Here is an 18,084-nt window from a genome sequence, read left to right on the forward strand (position 1 = left end):
AATACCGGATAAGGTTTTTCACTAAACGTCAATAAAAGGAAAGAAAGATGAATAAACAACACGGTCTCAAGTTAAGTTTTATTGCTATTGCTGCATTTATGGTGATGAGTTGTAATTCAACTAATCCAACGAATGCTCCACAAATCTCGCCAGAGGGGATGGAATTAAAAAAATCAACACGCTCAACTATTGCTTATAAAAAAGAAGGCGTTGATTTTTCTGAATATGACAAAGTGCAAATTCTCCCAAGTGCTGTCGCGTTCAAAAAGAATTGGAAGCGCGATTACAATAGAGATCAGCTCTCATTATCGACAAGAATAAGTGATGCCGATGTCATACGCATGAAAGCCGATGTGGCTAAATTGTTTGATGAAGTGTTTAAAGAGGAGTTTGGTAAGAGTGCTAAATTTCCTATCGTTAATAAAGTTGGTTCAAATACCTTAGTTATAAGGCCTGCTATTATCAATTTAGATGTTGCAGCACCAGATATTAAGTCATCAATAAATGTAAAAACCTATGCTAGTGAAGCTGGACAAGCTACTTTATTTATAGAGTTGTATGATGGTGTCAGCGGTGAAATATTAGCCCGTGCCGTTAATACGGCAGTTGCAGGAGACAATAGTTATTATCAGTGGGCAAACCGTGTCTCTAATCGTGCAGATGCAAAGCGTATGATCCGAAAATGGGCTAAAGCACTAAGAATTAAATTTGATGAAGCCCATACGCCTAAGAGTAACTAGGCGAGGGCTAAATTGTCTACATGAAAAAGAGTGTTAAAGCGTTATTAGTGTATGCCTTTGGCGTATTTATTTTTGTTTGCTCTGCAGTACAAGCTAAACCACCGAGTAAGGTTAAATACTCGGTGCAGCGACAAGAGAATATTAAAAAGCGTGAGAGTTTAGTTTTACCCTATGCATTTAGTACCGATGATTTAGGCTTAGTTTTCGGCGTTGGCGCTATGGCTACCGGTCTTTATCAAAAGCAAATGACTTTGGGGGGCACTGTTTATGGTGGCGGAGAAACCAAAGGTTTAGGGGCTGGTCTCTGGAATTACCGTCTTTTGGGCAGTAAACGCTTTTTTGTTAGCGCGATTGGCATGATGGGAGAATACCCGCTGTTACGTGCATACTCACCTTTACCAGAGGTCTATACACCTGCACCTAGAGCAGGATCTAATGACTCTAGCTTTGATGATTTCATTCAGGGAAGTGGTTCAAGCAATTGGTGGGAGGTGAGCTTAGAATATGTACTACCATGGGGCAGTGCAAAAGAGCACAGTATGTCTCATTACCAATTAAGTGGCGGATTATTGAAAAATGATAGCGAACAGCCTAATTGGAATCCACTAACAACAGGTACTAGCATAGTAATTGCTAGGCAATTTAACCGTTATCAACAATACAGAAATGAGAGTGGTGAGCTTTCAGGCGCAGTCCACGCACTTGAGTTAGGTCTACTTTACGATAATACCGACTTTCCTGCTAACCCCAGTAAAGGAAGTTCACAATATATTGCTTATAGTTATAACCCTGAGTGGTTAGAATCAAAAGAGCAGTGGGACTTTGTTGAAATCGAAGCGAGTAAATATTTTTCTCTAGGTAAAAGTTCATATGCGAAACAAAATATTATTGCGCTCAATGCTTGGTTGGGGTATTCACCCAGCTGGGATGTTGCATATGACGATAAAGGGAACAGCCAAGTCACCAATAATGCTCCTTTTTTAGAAGGAGCAACATTAGGCGGTATGTATCGTTTGCGAGGATTTAGACAAAACCGCTTTCATGATAAAGCTGTTGTCTATGCAACAGCAGAATACCGTATGACTTGGGACTATAACCCAACAGAGAATGTACGATGGTTAAGGTTTTTAAAGCTTGATTGGTTACAAACCGTTTTGTATGTTGAAGGAGGGAGAGTCTCACCGACATTTAATCGAGACACACTTTTTTCTGATTGGAAATCTGATGTAGGTGTATCCCTTAGAGCGTTAACTGCAGGTATTGTCGTTCGATTAGACTTCACAAGCTCAAAAGAAGGGGGAAGTACTTGGTTGATGATAGGTCATCCGTTTTAGTTAATTAACTTAAGCATATAATGTCTGAGTTTTATTGGGTATTAATGTAGCGTTGTGGGTAAAAATAAATCAAACGCATGGCTTTTTGAAAAAAAACAAGAAACTTCAAGCTTTTCGGTTGACAGCTTTTACGAACTGCCTATAATACGCCCCCGAAGAGACGGACGATTAGCTCAGTTGGGAGAGCACCGCCCTTACAAGGCGGGGGTCACTGGTTCAAGCCCAGTATCGTCCACCACTTTATTCTTTATCCACGAAGAATTAAAACTTAGATGGACGATTAGCTCAGTTGGGAGAGCACCGCCCTTACAAGGCGGGGGTCACTGGTTCAAGCCCAGTATCGTCCACCACTTTATTCTTTATCCACGAAGAATTAAAACTTAGATGGACGATTAGCTCAGTTGGGAGAGCACCGCCCTTACAAGGCGGGGGTCACTGGTTCAAGCCCAGTATCGTCCACCACTTTATTCTTTATCCATGAAGAATTAAAACTTAGATGGACGATTAGCTCAGTTGGGAGAGCACCGCCCTTACAAGGCGGGGGTCACTGGTTCAAGCCCAGTATCGTCCACCACTTTATTCTTTATCCATGAAGAATTAAAACTTAGATGGACGATTAGCTCAGTTGGGAGAGCACCGCCCTTACAAGGCGGGGGTCACTGGTTCAAGCCCAGTATCGTCCACCACTCTTTATTTTAAATTCCCTTTTAATTTTCACTTAAACAAGTTTTATAACCCTATTTTCTCTCTTTGCCACAAAATGTCAATAGTTCGAAGGTCCTCTTTTCAAACAATAGACACTGTGCTGCTTTCATTTGAAACTACTATGAATTTAGCTGTTGTATAAATCAAAAAAGAGAGTGATTATTGCTCATTTTTCTTTCCGTTAAAGTCCATTGCAAAGATAAGTTATTTAATTACATCAAAGTGATGAATTAACTCAATTGCGGTGTTAAAATGCGGTCAATTTTTCGATTTATAATCCTAATGTCGCCAAATAGGCGTTGTTAGTGACAGCTATAGAGATTCTTATGACTTTAACAACACGTTTTGCCCCAAGCCCAACAGGTTACCTTCATGTTGGTGGTGCCCGTACAGCTTTATATAGCTGGTTATACGCCAAGAAAAATGGCGGTGACTTTATCCTTCGTATTGAAGATACCGATCTAGAGCGTTCAACCCAAGCTTCTGTTGATGCCATTATGGATGGAATGAACTGGTTAAATCTTGAGTGGACACATGGACCATACTTTCAAACTGAACGTTTTGACCGATATAACGAAACAATAGAACAACTACTTGCCTCCGGTAATGCTTATCGCTGTTACTGCACAAGTGAAGAAGTTGATGCAATGCGCGAAGAAGCCAAAGCAAAAGGCGAAATAGAAAAATATAATGGCTTATGGCGTGACCGTACAGACCACCCGGCAGATAAACCGTTTGTGATTCGTTTTAAGAATCCGCTTGAAGGCGACGTTATTATTAAAGACATGGTTAAAGGTGATATTGCGATTAGTAATGAGCAATTAGATGATTTAATCATTGCTCGTTCTGACGGTACACCTACGTATAACTTAACGGTTGTGGTTGATGATTGGGATATGAAAGTTACCCATGTTGTTCGTGGCGATGATCATGTTAGTAATACGCCTAAACAAATTAACATTCTCAAAGCCTTAGGTGCAGATGTACCACAATACGCACATATTCCTATGATTCTAGGTGATGATGGTAAGCGTTTATCTAAACGCCATGGTGCAGTTGGTGTTATGCAATACCGTGATGATGGTTTTTTACCTGAAGCACTTCTAAACTATTTAGTACGTTTAGGCTGGTCTCATGGCGATAAAGAAATATTCTCTCGTGAAGAAATGATTGAATTATTTGATTTAAAGGACTGTAATCGTGCTCCATCAGGTTTTAATACCGATAAACTTATTTGGGTGAATCAGCATTACATGAAAACGATGGATCCGACTTATGTTGCAGAACATTTAGCATGGCATATGGCTGATCAAGGAATTAACACAGACAATGGACCTGCGTTGGCAGACGTTGTGAAAATTCAAGCCGATCGTGTTAAAACATTAAAAGAAATGGCAGATATTTCACGTTATTTTTATGAAGATTTTACGGAACTTGATGCAAAAGCAGTTAAAAAGCACTTACGTCCAGTTGTTAAAGAGCCAATGATGTTAGTTAAAGAGAAATTAGCAGCACTCACTGATTGGTCACCAGAGCCTATTCACGCAGCAATCAACGATACCGCAGTAGAGTTAGAACTAGGCATGGGCAAAGTAGGTATGCCTCTTCGTGTTGCTGCAACAGGTGGCGGTAACTCACCATCGCTTGATATTACCTTAGCACTGTTAGATCAAAGCAAAGTCATTGAAAGAATTGAACAAGCCTTGGTTGTGGTAGAAGCAAGAATTGCAGCCGGTTAATGATATCTCTTATGATTAGTTTAACCACTTTAAATACGTTTAGGAGAATGCCTAGTGCAATTTAGTGACTTTGGTTTAGATAGATGTTTAATCGATACTGTAGAACATCTTGGTTTTAACGAGCCAACACAAATTCAACAACAGGCTATTCCTGCAGCAATGGCTGGGCATGACTTAATTGCTTCATCAAAAACAGGCTCTGGTAAAACGTTAGCTTTTATCATCCCTGCATTGCAGCGATTAAGTAAGAACAGACCTTTATCAAAGCGTGACCCACGTGTTGTTATTTTAACTCCGACACGAGAGCTGGCTAAACAAGTTTTCAGTCAGCTACGTTTATTTACTTCGAATACTCAGTTTAAAGCGGTTTTAATTTTAGGCGGGGAAAACTTTAATGATCAAGTCAAAGTGTTAGAGAAGGATCCTCACTTTATCGTTGCAACACCAGGGCGTCTAGCAGATCATTTGAAGCAAGGTCATTTTTACCTCAATGGTTTAGAATTACTTATATTAGATGAAGCTGATCGTATGCTTGATTTAGGCTTTAGTAGTGAACTTAGTCAAATAAATAAGGCGGCCGATCATCGTAAGCGTCAAACTTTACTGTTTTCAGCAACTTTAGATCATGCACAAGTAAATGAGTTCGCTACTGAATTATTGACTAAGCCAAAGCGAATTGCTGTTGAAGCAGGCCATAGTGAGCATGTTGACATTGCCAAGCGTTTTTACCTTGCTGATAATCTCACGCAAAAAGAGGCGTTATTATTACATTTTTTAGCGAGTGAAAAATCTGAACAAATTATAATTTTCACGGCAACGCGCAGTGATACCGAACGTCTAGCTAAGCTATTATCAGAGCAAGAGCTTAACGCTGTTGCATTGAGTGGTGAATTAAATCAAAGCCAACGAAATCAAATTATGGAGAGCTTTTCAAAAGGCCAACATAAAATATTAGTAACAACTGATCTAGCCTCTCGCGGCCTTGATTTAATTAACGTCTCACATGTTATTAATTTTGATATGCCAAAGCACACTGAAGAATTTGTTCATCGTATCGGGCGAACTGGTCGTGCAGGAACAAAAGGTGATGCTATTTCATTAGTTGGGCCAAATGATTGGCTAAGCTTTAAAAATGTGGAGGCCTTTTTACAGCAAAAAATTTCTTTTACCAAAGTTGAAGGAATTAAAGTTAAGTTTAAAGGTTTAAAACCTAAGAAAGCCAAAGCGGTAAAAAGCAAAGCTAACGTCGTTCAAGAGAAAAAGTCGACACACAATAAACCGAGAAAAGTTATTAAGAAAACTTTCTTGGATATACAAGATGCAGGTGAAATGAAAATTATTAAGCGAAAAAAAGCATTAGCGCCAGAACAAATTGAAGATGATACTAAGAAGGAACAAGACTAAAGTCTGGATAAGAGTAACGCTATCACAATGCAGTATCCATGTTTTATAGTTGTGAGCACTCTTCATTTTGATCGCAGTGAATAATAAGGTTTAGTACCTTTTAAACGCTGCGATACTTGCCGAACATAGGATTAAATTACTTGTTTATCTTCTGCGATAAGGTAAATAAGTCACTGCTAACATTCTTGTATCATGGCATAAATTTGAAACAAAATAATTATATATGTAGTTTATAACCAACACCTTTTATGGTTATTATCCAATGTGGGTTATCTGGATCCAGTTCTACTTTTTTTCTTAATAAATGCATGTATTGATAAAGGTCTGATTTATTTGCCCGTCCTCTATTTGGCCACAAATGCGTAATTAGTTTTTCCGTTGTGCATACCCGTTCGGGATCTTCAGCTAACAACTTAAAAAGCTTGAACTCTTTAGCGGTAAGTTCTAAGTTTTTCCCTTTCAAATAGACATTCTGACAATCTCTATCAATTTTAAATAAACCTAATAATTCGAGCTCAACATCGGGGTTAAGTAACTTAACTGAGCCATTATGTTGTTTGGTTGAAAAAGAGTCTATGGTACCTAATAATTTTCGCCGATCAGTCCCTAATCTACGATTGTAATTTCTTCGTTCATCAAATACATGAGTGAAATCGATGATGTATTTATTAATATAATCATCAAGTTTTTCAATAAAAGTTTCATCTTTATAATAATTTAACCAAGGTAGTAAAAGATGAAGTGGCATTCTATTTCTATTATGTATTGCACAAATCGGGATAGAATATTTATGATGGATATTGTTTAAAGACTCTAAATGATCTTCAATTAATGAGGGGGTCATTTCACGTAAATCAAAAATAATTAACTTATACTTAGGATGAGTTCCATTGCAATAAAGAGGCTTAGAGCGGGGGATACATTTAAGAGTGAAATGATTGGCAACACAATATCCCGTTAATAAACCAATAATAAAACTATCATTGGAAATTATGAGCATACTGTTGTCATGCTGAAAACACGGCATATTTAAATCCTTTTCAAATTTTAAATGACGTAATTAACCCAATAAGTAATCTTAATCTGAAGGTAAGATCGAGGCCTGAATAAAAGGTTAATTCGTTGTTAACAAAAAAAATTTAATTAATACGCTTAAAAATTAAGCAATATTTGCGCCCTAAATAATTTTTAGCACTAATACAATCGCTTAAATGACTCTGAATAAAAAGCTGATGAAATATAAGTGAAAAGTGTAAAAAATACTGACAATATGACTATCCTTAAACACTTTATTTCCACACGATATTTATCATTCAAAACCCAGTAACACCTTACTTTTAATGCCTTTGTATTTAGTAACATCAATTCTAAATTAAGTTTCTGACGTTCATTTTTTAAGTGTTTTTTGATGTGTCTTTAATGGAATTTTAAGTTAGCCGTAGACTACTATTCACAGTGAATACGAAGCCGATGCATTCAGATATATGTTAACGCAGATTTTAGTTAACGCATTTTATATAGGCATACACGCTTTATATGGACGTTTAAGGTGTCACTATTTTTCTTGTAACGTTAGATTTTCAATCAGATTAATAGTTACTAAATAATTTTTAGTGGAGTGTAAAATATGAAATTTTTTAACAAAAATATACTAGCAGTAAGTATTGCCCTGATACTTAGTTCTGCAGCCAATGTCGCATTGGCAAATGAAGCGGACAATGGCTCCGCTGCAGCAAATGATAACTCGACCGCAACCTCTACCGATAACTCAGCGAATAACAATTCAGATAATAGTAATGACCTTGCTATTTCGGATAATGCTAATGACAACTCTGACAATACTAATAACTCAGATAATAGTAATGATTTAGCTGTTTCAGATAGTGCTAATGACAACTCCGATAATACCAACAATTCGGATAATAGTAATGACTTAGCTATTTCTGATACTGCTAATGACAACTCGGATAATAGCAATAACTCTGATAATAGCGATAATTCCGACAATAGTAATGATTTAGACGTAGGTATAGCTGATTCAGGTAATGATAACTCTGATAATACCGACAACTCAGACAACAGTACTGATGTAGCAGTATCTGATACCGCGAATGACAATTCGAATAATAGTGATAATTCAGATAATAGTAATGATCTTGCCATTTCAGATAATGCCAATGATAACTCTAATAATAGCGATAATTCTGACAATAGTAATGATTTAGACGTTGATGTAGCTGATTCAGGTAATGATAACTCTGATAATACCGACAACTCAGACAACAGTACTGATGTAGCAGTATCTGACACTGCGAATGATAATTCGAATAATAGTGATAATTCAGATAATAGTACTGATGTAGCAGTATCTGACACTGCGAATGATAATTCGAATAATAGTGATAATTCAGATAATAGCACTGATGTAGCAGTATCTGACACTGCGAATGATAATTCGAATAATAGTGATAATTCAGATAATAGTACTGATGTAGCAGTATCTGACACTGCGAATGACAATTCAGATAATTCAGACAGTTCAGATAATAGTACTGATGTAGCAGTATCTGACACCGCGAATGACAATTCGGACAATTCAGATAACAGTGATAATACGGACAACTCAGATAACAGCACTGATGTAGCAGTATCTGACACTGCGAATGATAATTCGAATAATAGTGATAATTCAGATAACAGTACCGATGTAGCAGTATCTGACACCGCGAATGACAATTCGAATAATAGTGATAACTCAGATAACTCCGACAGTTCAGATAACAGTACTGATGTAGCAGTATCTGACACAGCGAATGACAATTCGGACAACTCAGATAACAGTGATAATACGGACAATTCTGATAACAGTACTGATGTAGCAGTATCTGATACCGCGAATGACAATTCGAATAATAGTGATAATTCAGACAATTCAGACAACTCTGATAATTCTGATAGCTCAGATAACAGTACTGATTTAGACCTAGCCATCTCAGATAATGCTAATGATAACAGTAATAATTCTGACAATTCTGATAATTCTGATAGCTCAGATAACAGTAATGACGTAGACCTAGCTGTTACAGATAGCTTTAATGATAATTCGGATAACTCCGATAATAGCGATAATTCAGACAACTCAGATAATAGTGATAACTCTGATAATTCGGACAACTCAGATAGCAGTACCGATTTTGACTTGATGATTTCGGATAATGCAAATGATAATTCGAATAACTCCGACAACAGTGATAACTCAGATAACTCAGACCATAGTATGACAAATGCAAATGCAATGGGATCTGCAGCGGCTAACAATGGTGGTGTCGCTAGTGTAGATAATACTGACAATAGTGATAATTCTGATAACAGTGACCACAGTTATGCCGAGGCGACAGATCACTCTGCTTCAGCAAATAATGGCGGGACTGCCAGTATTGATAACAGTGATAATAGTACCAATACCGATAATAGCGACAATAGTGGAGCTTGGGCTGACGGATGGGGAACATCTTCAGCAAATAATGGCGGTACAGCAACTACGACCTATAGAGTTAATGAGTCTGTTTTAACAGGTGCTGTAACTCAAAATAATGTAGCGTATAACCTTAACGGTGCTTCTACAGTCACAAATAGCAATAATATGACAGATACTTTTAATGGAACTGCAGGTATTAACCAAAATGTACAAAACCTTGGTAATAATGCTTTAACCCAACAACAAGTGTCACTTCAAGGGAATGTTAATGTAAACCAATAAACTCTTCGACTACTCGATAAGTTTATGGGGTAAGACGTTAAAGGAGTTGCTGACATGATGTTAGCAACTCTTATAAGGATAAGGGCTATGAAAAAGCTATATCAAAATATTCGCCTAATCACATTACTAACCTTGTTAGTTCTATGTAGTAACAAAATCTTTGCTGATGATGTTGCTTTAGACGCTGCGATAATTGATGTTGCACCGGTTTTGCTTGAAGAGTTAGATCAAACCCGAGGTCTTGGCGGAATTGTTGATGTTGATGTTACTAATAATGCAAATTTAGCAGCCGAGCTTACTGATAATAAAGTCAGCGACAGTGTGACCGGATATAACATCATAGATCAAGGCTCATTTCATGATGCAAGTGGTGTCTTTTCTATAATTCAAAATACGGGAAACAATGTCATTATTCAAGATTCGACTATTATTACTATTACAATAACTCCCGAGTAAAGGTACCCGTTATGAGTAAATTGTTTAAGGTATCTCTATCATTACTAGTCATACTGCTAACCCTAATGTTTCCTGCTTCTGCAGGTACTGTTAATTTAGGAGGAGGCTTTAGTGGAGGTAACTTCTCGATAAATGTTTCAAGTATCAAAGAACAGCGCTTTAAAACAATTTATAAGCAACAATATGATTTCAGTTGCGGCTCTGCAACCCTCGCAAGTCTATTATCTTTTCATTATGACGATGTTGTTGATGAACTAATGGTTTTTAAAGATATGTATAAGTATGGTGATCAAAAAAAAATACAGCAACATGGGTTCTCATTGTTTGATATGAAGTTATATCTTTCACGGCGGGGTTATAGATCTAATGGTTTTAAAATCAGTTTAAATCAGCTAGCTAAAGCTGAAATTCCGGCCATTACTATTATTAATAATAAAGGCTATATGCATTTTGTTATTATAAAAGGTAGCGATGAAAAAGAAGTATTAGTAGGTGATCCTGCTCTGGGAATTAAAGTGTACAGCAGAGAAGAGTTTGAAAAAATGTGGAATAAACAAATTATTTTTGTTATCCAAGATAAAAAAGATATCGCTTCTAATCATTACCAAACGCAAGAAGAGTGGAATTTACGAGTAAAAGGGCATTTAGGTCTTGCTGTTGATCATTCTAGTTTAGCACTCTTTAATATACTCCAACCTTCTGGTGTTGATTTCTGATATAAACTTTAGGATATTTACATGAATATTAAATCAGATATGCTTCTAAATAATCTATATATGCTGGTGGTCTTAGTCACTATGTCAGGAGTAGCTTTAGCTGTCAGCTCGGAAGATGGAGATTTTGAACCACCTTCAGAGACAGAGAAATGGCACAAGGTATCTGATTCACACTTAGCTTATACACGAGGAGGATTTATTTTACCTAACGGTGTTATTGTAGATATCAGTTTTGAAAAACTATTATTTAGAAATGGTGAAGAAACCGCTAGCTCATATTTTGAAACCGCAGATAACCAGTATTTAGTTAATGATGGGAAGTTGAATATACCAGGGTTATCGAATGAATTATTTCAGTCTGTTATCCAAAATGATCTAGATAACCAAACGCTACAAACCATAAACAATATTAACATTGATATTAAAAATTTAAATAATATCAATCTAAGCCCAAGTAATAGCCAATTTTATAATTTGCACTCCTTACCTATTACGATTAACTAATAGATATAAACCAAAAGTTATCCTATTTCACAAAACTTTCTAACTTCTATCAAGTATTTGAAAAGTAATAATAAGTGTTGTTAGTATACCTTGTCTATTAATGTTATTTCAAAAGAAGACATTCAGGATAATTGCCTTTTTATTTTCAAAATTTAATAAGGCATGCCTTGTTTTTTCGCCGCTTTCTACTTAAGAGTACGTTCGTGATATCTTAAGCATAAAGGCATCAAAGTGTTTAGAAGGGATAATTCAAACACAGCTCAAGTTTTGCTGTATTTAGGCTAAAGTGATGATCATTTTATATGACAGAGAATAGCTAGCGCTCTCATTTGTTTATCTAACCTTCTAGTTTTAAAGTGATGAGAAGTATATAAAACGATACTATCTAAAGGTATCGTGTTAGAACATCATTGGAACCCTGAAATTAAGTCGAACATCTGGAGCATCGTCAGTAACACCAATATTTAAAGATAAGTTTAAATTAGTTGTTGTTGAATAGTTGAATGAATAACCGATAATCAACTGTCCAATATCAAGTTCACTTCCTTCAATTTTGATATTATCAATTTTCGATTTCAGTACATGTTTATGGGAGTAACTTAAACTCATGGATGTACGATCATTTAAAGAGAGGCCTAAACCAAAGCTAAAACCTACGCTATCACCAGGGTTAACTTGCCCAACTTCTTCATTAGTTTCTAAATTATTACCGTAACTTATATTACCAAAAAGTACGCCAGGATCTGTTGAATAAATTGCCGTTAAACTCGGTTGGATGCTATAGAAACCAGAGCCTGTTGGTAACTCTACGGGAAAAACAACGCCTGGATTTGATTCGATATACTCAACTTCGAATGGGCTTGTACCTGTCGGGATTGTCGCGACTAGATTAAAGACATAAATAGCTCCCCCGTTAGCGCCAGAATTAAGCTGGTAACGCGTAGATAACTCAATATCACCCATATCACTTCCACTAGCGGTAAATATTTCATCTTCACTAACGCCTACACTTACTGGACGAGAGCGTTGACTGTCATTTCGCCCAATGTATGAAAGTTTCATATCAACTTCCCAACGATCATTCATACCATATCTAGCACCTAGGCTACCAACAAATGTATGTCGCTTGATTTCTCTAAGGTCTATCAAACCAACAACTAAGGCAGGAAGAAAAGAGTAAGCATCTAGAAATACACGATTAGAATCTGTATATGAATAACCAAATCTTGGCTCAATAATCAAAGTACCTGATCTTGTTAACACACCACTATTGTTTGTACTTAACTTCGGTATCGCAGACACATCGATTCGAGTGGCTTGTTTAGGTGGGGCTTTACCTACGGGTTTATTGATAACAGTTGTCGATTTAGGTTTTTTATTACTAGCTTGTTGGGCGTTTTTATTCGTAGATGATTTAGGCTTTTGATTACTGGCTTGTTGGCTGCTTTTATTAGGAGAAGGTTTTTTTTGTGTTTGCTTGTTTTTAGAGGATTGGTTTCTAATTAAACGTTTTAAGTTTTCTATTTCTCGACCTTGTTGTGTCAGTATTTTAGATTGTCTCTCTAATTCAAGCTGATATTTTTTTTCAACGGACTCTGACTGGGCAGCAGCATCCTGTGAGTAACTAATAGGGCTTGTAGACATCAACAATGCAAACATAAATACAACTAGTTTATATCGTTTTACAGGGGCTAAGATTATGTGGCTAGTAGTTTTTTTCATAAATTTCTCTTATATGAAAACATTCAAAGTTTTTAGTCAGTCATTGAAAGTTAACAAATATATTTGTTAACTTAACATCATGCTTTTAGACCTAAGAGGTAGTTAATATAAGCTTATATGTTAACCCTTGAAATGCAAATTTAGGGGGAAATAATCAAGAGTAGACAACTAGCTTTATCACTTTTATTTATAGATATTATCGGCTAACGAACCAATGACTCGCTGTAAGTTCATGTTTTTATTTGATAATAGGTAATTCGTTTTTATTAATAAAAACTTTCGTATTCAATGAATAGTGAAAAATGGTAAGTTATTATGAACAAGCGAATTGATTTTTACTTATGATTAATGCGTTTGACTAAGATAATTATTATATTTATATAAGGATGTTTCATGACCATCATGCAAAAAGTACTATGGTTTATTGCCAGTGTTGGTAATTTTTCAGCAGGGTACTTCTATATGCACAGCCAAAGTGCTTTTAGTTTCTTCGTTTTAATTTCCACGTTAATTTATAGCATTATTGGCATATATGATATCTTCTATAGTCGCCATAGCTTAAATCGCCTTTACCCTGTTGTGGCTTATCTGCGTTATTTTCTTGAATCTTACCGCGTTGAAATTCAACAATATTTTATTGCTAACGACACCGAAGAACGTCCATTTAATCGAGAGCAACGTAGTCTGGTATATCAGCGCGCTAAAAATGTCCGAGATACCATTGCTTTTGGTACTCAACGTAACCTTGTTGAAGATAACTATTTGAGTTTATGGCATTCGTTGGCACCTACTATTGTGAAAGAAACATCCAAGAGAGTGATCATTGGAGGAAGTAATTGCCAGCAGCCTTATTCAGCATCATATTTAAATATTTCAGCAATGAGTTTTGGGTCATTAAGCTCTAATGCGATTGAAGCATTAAATTTAGGAGCTAAAAAAGCGGGGTGTTATCATAATACTGGTGAGGGCGCTGCAAGCCCATATCATTTGAAACATGGTGGTGACATTGTATGGCAGTTAGGGACTGGGCTTTTTGGATGCCGTGATGAAAAGGGGCGATTTAACCCCGATACCTTTGAAAAAACTGCTAAATTACCACAAATAAAGATGATTGAAATAAAGTTATCTCAAGGGGCAAAACCAGGTCATGGCGGGGTACTTCCTAAAGCTAAAATAACCGATGAAATAGCGAATATTCGTCATATCTCTAAAGATAGAGACTGCATTTCACCCGCGGTAAACCCAGAATGTACTTCACCAAAAGACTTGTTAACATTCATCGAACAATTACGTAGTTTGAGTGGCGGTAAGCCTGTTGGTTTTAAATTATGTATTGGTAACCCCGCTGAATTTCTAAGTATTTGTAAAGCGATGTTAGAAACAGGTATTACGCCTGACTTTATTACTGTTGATGGAGCAGAAGGAGGGACAGGCGCCGCGCCAGTGGAGTTTACTAACCGATTAGGTTTGATCTGTTTAGAGGGCATAAGCATAGTTAACAATGCTTTAGTTGGTGTGGGACTTAGGGATAGAATAAAAATAATTGCTTCGGGCAAAACGGCATCAAGTTTTGATTTACTAGAAAAAATTGCTGCTGGTGCTGATGTGGTTAACGCTGCTCGTACTATGATGATGGCTATTGGTTGTATTCAATCAAGACATTGTAATACTAACCTTTGTCCGACTGGTGTTGCGACCCAAGATCCTGCTAGAGGCAAAGCCATTGATATAGCATCGAAAAGCGATAGAGTAAAAAATTTCCATAGCAACACGTTGTCGAGCTTTTTTGAATTGGTAGGTAGTATGGGATTGGATGATCCAGCTAAACTTATACCCCAAATGATAAAGCGACGCTCGCCTTATGGCATGCAAATGTCAATGGGAAGTCTGGTGACGCCTTTATCATTAAATGCGTTGATAGAGCCTTCACTTAGCGATGTAGAATTGGATGAGTCATGGCAACACTGGTGGCATACTAGTAGTGCTGAGCAGTTTTACGTTGATGATGTTTTTATACTTAAAGCGCCAGAATTTCACCAAGAAAGAGCTCGCAAAGTTAATTAGACAAACAACCTAAGGTTGGGTGGGCAAAGTAATAAGCCCTCACAACCTCGTTGTATGTCGAGCAAAAATCTAGCAGAGATTACTCTGCAATAAGTTGCGTTAGGGTAAACTTTGAATCGTTATTACCTAATTTGTCTTTTAGGTAAGGTAATACCTCTTCAAGTTGTGATGCTAATTGCCAAGGCGGATTAACAATGAACAACCCTGTACCAGTCATGCCGTATTCTTCAGTATCTCTATTTAAGCAAAACTCAACTTGTAATAAGTTTTTCACATCACTGTTTGTGAAGTCTTTTTCCATTTGCTCGATAAAGTGACGTTTAACAACAGGGTACCAAACGATATAGGTTCCTGTTGAAAACTTGTTATAAGCTTTAACTATGGTACTTACCGCTTTTTGATAATCTTCTTTTAGTTCATAAGGCGGATCGATTAAAACAACGCCACGACGACTGGGTGGTGGTATTAAACCAAGCACACCTTTGTAGCCATCAGATTGCTTAACAAATACTTTCCGCCAGCGTTGGCAAAAATCTTCTAAGTGGTGAATATCACTCGGGTGTAATTCAAATAGATGACTTGAGTCTTGACGTCGAACAAATGCTTTTGCAACGCCAGGAGAGCCAGGGTAGATGTCAAGTTCACTATTAAGGTTAAGGCTGTTAATTAATGATAAATACGGTTCAAGTGCTTGTGGTGCATTAACATCATTGATTATTTTGGCAATACCGTTTTTATATTCACCTGTCTTTTGTGCATATTCGTCAGCTAATTGGTACATTCCTGCACCTGAGTGGCTATCAATATAGCAAAACCCTTTTTCCTTACGAGTCATATAATCAAGCACTAGCGATAAAACACTGTGTTTTAATACGTCAGCGAAATTTCCCGCATGAAAGGCGTGACGATAACTTAGCATAGTAAGACCTTTTGAATTGTTTGGTTAATAGTGAAAATAGTGGAAAGAATAAGGCGACAAAATAGAGTAACGTTCTACCTCGTCGCTTGATGTTCTGAGATAGGTTAAGCCTGGCTGGCTAAGTACTCGTCGTAAGTACCTGCAAAATCGACATATCCTTCACTGGTTAACTCGATTACACGGGTAGCAATGGTCGAAACAAATTCTCTATCGTGACTGACAAATAATAAGGTTCCTTCGTATTGCTCTAATGCCATGTTTAATGATTCAATTGATTCCATATCCATGTGGTTCGTTGGCTCATCGAGCACTAATATATTTGGTTTTTGCATCATTAACTTACCAAATAACATACGGCCTTTTTCACCACCAGACAGCACGCTTACATTCTTTTTAATATCATCAGCAGAGAAAAGTAAGCGACCTAAGTAACCACGTACAGCTTGCTCGTCATCTGTTGGTTGGCGCCATTGACTCATCCATTCAAACAAATTCATATCATTTTCAAATTCGTATTCATGATCCTGAGCGTAATAGCCAATATTAACATTTTCAGACCAAGTATACTCTCCAGAATCTGCCTCATAGCCCACTTCATTCATTAATGAGCGTAAGAAGGTTGTTTTGCCAATACCATTCTCACCGATGATAGCAATGCGTTCACCAACTTCGATTAGGGCAGAAATATCTTTAAGAATGTGTGCATCGTCAAAGCTTTTATTTAATTGCTCAATAACTAATGCATTACGGAATAATTTCTTTTCTTGCTCAAAACGAATAAATGGATTGCTTCGACTTGATGCTTTGACTTCATCCAGTTGAATTTTATCTATTTGCTTAGCACGTGAAGTTGCTTGTTTAGCTTTTGATGCGTTAGCTGAGAAACGGGCAACAAAGGCTTGAAGCTCGCCAATTTGCGCTTTTTTCTTGGCGTTGTCAGACAATAAACGCGCTCGGGCTTGCGTTGCTGCCAACATGTATTCATCGTAATTACCAGGGTAAACTCTAAGCTCACCGTAATCTAAATCGGCCATATGGGTACAAACACTGTTTAAAAAGTGTCTATCATGCGAAATGATGATCATGGTTGAGTCACGCTCATTTAACGTTTCCTCAAGCCATTGGATTGTATGAATATCCAAGTTGTTGGTTGGTTCATCAAGTAATAAGATATCAGGATCCGAAAATAAAGCCTGAGCAAGCAATATACGAAGTTTAAAGCCTGGAGCTATTTCGCTCATTAAACCATAGTGTTGTTCAACAGGAATACCAACACCCATTAATAATTCACCAGCGCGACTTTCAGCAGAGTAACCGTCCATTTCTGCATATTCAGACTCTAAATCACCCACTTTCATGCCATCAGCTTCACTCATTTCAGGTAAAGCGTAAATGCGATCTCGTTCTTCTTTTACTGCCCAAAGTTCAGTATGTCCCATAATCACAGTATCAATAACGCTGTATTCTTCAAAAGCAAATTGGTCTTGGCGTAATTTACCCAAGCGTTCGCCTGTATCAAGGTTTACGTTACCTGATGTTTGCTCTAAATCACCACCTAAAATTTTCATAAAGGTTGATTTACCACAACCGTTTGCGCCGATTAAACCGTAACGGTTACCGCCACCAAATTTTTGTGAAATGTTTTCAAACAATGGCTTAGCGCCAAATTGTTGAGTGATATTATTTGCTGCTAGCATGATGTTTTCCGTCGAATGTTGAGTTTTACTGAATTGATTTTCGCCAGTAAAATAACCGATAAAATATTTCGCGCGATTATACACTAATTTTAGTGATATTCTTAGACTATTTAAATTTGAGTGTTATCTGTAAGGAGCCATATATTAATACAGTAACTGTAGCTATTTCATGTAGAATTGGAAAAATTTTTAAAAGAGAAGCGAGCTTTGAAAATGACGCAAAGGCAAATAGTTACAGGCAATAATGATGCTTATACCAATTCCATTAAATTATTGCTCACTTGTGCTGGTTAAAATACTTCACGACTGCGTTGCTCTCAATCC

Annotated in this window: 13 protein-coding genes and 5 tRNA genes; 14 read left to right on the forward strand and 4 right to left on the reverse strand. The window is 36.9% G+C overall.

Features of this window, described 5'->3' with window-relative positions; translation table 11 throughout:
• Positions 1 to 47: 47 nt before the first annotated feature.
• The 9 genes from ND2E_RS00775 (at position 48) to ND2E_RS00735 (ending at position 5,922) form a co-directional block, all read left to right on the forward strand.
• On the forward strand, positions 48 to 740 hold the full coding sequence (locus ND2E_RS00775; RefSeq protein WP_033095895.1) for a DUF3313 family protein: 693 nt from the start codon (positions 48 to 50) through the stop codon (positions 738 to 740).
• Between the two features lie 20 nt (positions 741 to 760).
• Positions 761 to 2,074 (forward strand): BamA/TamA family outer membrane protein, encoded by a 1,314-nt coding sequence (locus tag ND2E_RS00770; protein WP_081962138.1) that lies wholly within the window; start codon positions 761 to 763, stop codon positions 2,072 to 2,074.
• A gap of 162 nt (positions 2,075 to 2,236) precedes the next feature.
• Positions 2,237 to 2,312, forward strand: a tRNA-Val gene (locus tag ND2E_RS00765).
• Between the two features lie 36 nt (positions 2,313 to 2,348).
• A tRNA-Val gene (locus ND2E_RS00760) sits at positions 2,349 to 2,424 on the forward strand.
• A gap of 36 nt (positions 2,425 to 2,460) precedes the next feature.
• Positions 2,461 to 2,536: transfer RNA gene (locus ND2E_RS00755), tRNA-Val, on the forward strand.
• A 36-nt stretch (positions 2,537 to 2,572) separates the two neighbouring features.
• A tRNA-Val gene (locus ND2E_RS00750) sits at positions 2,573 to 2,648 on the forward strand.
• A 36-nt stretch (positions 2,649 to 2,684) separates the two neighbouring features.
• A tRNA-Val gene (locus ND2E_RS00745) sits at positions 2,685 to 2,760 on the forward strand.
• A gap of 345 nt (positions 2,761 to 3,105) precedes the next feature.
• A complete protein-coding gene (gene gltX / locus ND2E_RS00740) occupies positions 3,106 to 4,518 on the forward strand; it encodes a glutamate--tRNA ligase (protein WP_033095896.1) in 1,413 nt (470 codons plus the stop codon).
• 54 nt (positions 4,519 to 4,572) lie between these two features.
• Positions 4,573 to 5,922, forward strand: coding sequence for a DEAD/DEAH box helicase (locus tag ND2E_RS00735; RefSeq protein WP_033095897.1), 1,350 nt, complete (start codon positions 4,573 to 4,575; stop codon positions 5,920 to 5,922).
• Positions 5,923 to 6,139: 217 nt separating this feature from the next.
• Here ND2E_RS00735 and ND2E_RS00730 read toward each other — a convergent pair whose 3' ends face one another.
• Positions 6,140 to 6,949 (reverse strand): winged helix-turn-helix domain-containing protein, encoded by an 810-nt coding sequence (locus tag ND2E_RS00730; protein WP_033095898.1) that lies wholly within the window; start codon positions 6,947 to 6,949, stop codon positions 6,140 to 6,142.
• A 600-nt stretch (positions 6,950 to 7,549) separates the two neighbouring features.
• Between ND2E_RS00730 and ND2E_RS00725 the strand changes: the two genes are divergently transcribed.
• The 4 genes from ND2E_RS00725 (at position 7,550) to ND2E_RS0122095 (ending at position 11,358) form a co-directional block, all read left to right on the forward strand.
• A complete protein-coding gene (locus ND2E_RS00725) occupies positions 7,550 to 9,682 on the forward strand; it encodes a hypothetical protein (RefSeq protein ID WP_033095899.1) in 2,133 nt (710 codons plus the stop codon).
• 87 nt (positions 9,683 to 9,769) lie between these two features.
• A complete protein-coding gene (locus ND2E_RS00720; RefSeq protein WP_033095900.1) occupies positions 9,770 to 10,138 on the forward strand; it encodes a hypothetical protein in 369 nt (122 codons plus the stop codon).
• A gap of 11 nt (positions 10,139 to 10,149) precedes the next feature.
• Positions 10,150 to 10,854: a C39 family peptidase gene (locus tag ND2E_RS00715; RefSeq protein WP_033095901.1), complete on the forward strand. Its 705-nt coding sequence runs from the start codon at positions 10,150 to 10,152 to the stop codon at positions 10,852 to 10,854.
• Between the two features lie 21 nt (positions 10,855 to 10,875).
• Entirely contained in the window at positions 10,876 to 11,358 is a 483-nt protein-coding gene (locus tag ND2E_RS0122095) for a hypothetical protein (protein ID WP_052057080.1), read from the forward strand.
• A gap of 399 nt (positions 11,359 to 11,757) precedes the next feature.
• On the opposite strand, the gene ND2E_RS00710 is transcribed toward ND2E_RS0122095, so the two are convergent.
• A complete protein-coding gene (locus ND2E_RS00710) occupies positions 11,758 to 13,080 on the reverse strand; it encodes a transporter family protein (RefSeq protein WP_033095902.1) in 1,323 nt (440 codons plus the stop codon).
• 393 nt (positions 13,081 to 13,473) lie between these two features.
• Between ND2E_RS00710 and ND2E_RS00705 the strand changes: the two genes are divergently transcribed.
• Positions 13,474 to 15,144 (forward strand): FMN-binding glutamate synthase family protein, encoded by a 1,671-nt coding sequence (locus tag ND2E_RS00705; RefSeq protein WP_033095903.1) that lies wholly within the window; start codon positions 13,474 to 13,476, stop codon positions 15,142 to 15,144.
• Between the two features lie 79 nt (positions 15,145 to 15,223).
• On the opposite strand, the gene ND2E_RS00700 is transcribed toward ND2E_RS00705, so the two are convergent.
• Positions 15,224 to 16,063, reverse strand: coding sequence for a 23S rRNA (adenine(2030)-N(6))-methyltransferase RlmJ (locus ND2E_RS00700; protein WP_033095904.1), 840 nt, complete (start codon positions 16,061 to 16,063; stop codon positions 15,224 to 15,226).
• 104 nt (positions 16,064 to 16,167) lie between these two features.
• Positions 16,168 to 17,760 carry an ABC-F family ATPase gene (locus ND2E_RS00695; protein WP_033095905.1) on the reverse strand — a complete coding sequence of 531 codons (1,593 nt, stop codon included), beginning with the start codon at positions 17,758 to 17,760 and terminating at the stop codon, positions 16,168 to 16,170.
• Positions 17,761 to 18,084 lie beyond the last annotated feature (324 nt).

This window comes from Colwellia psychrerythraea (assembly GCF_000764225.1).
In the GTDB taxonomy this organism is placed as follows: domain Bacteria; phylum Pseudomonadota; class Gammaproteobacteria; order Enterobacterales; family Alteromonadaceae; genus Colwellia; species Colwellia psychrerythraea_D.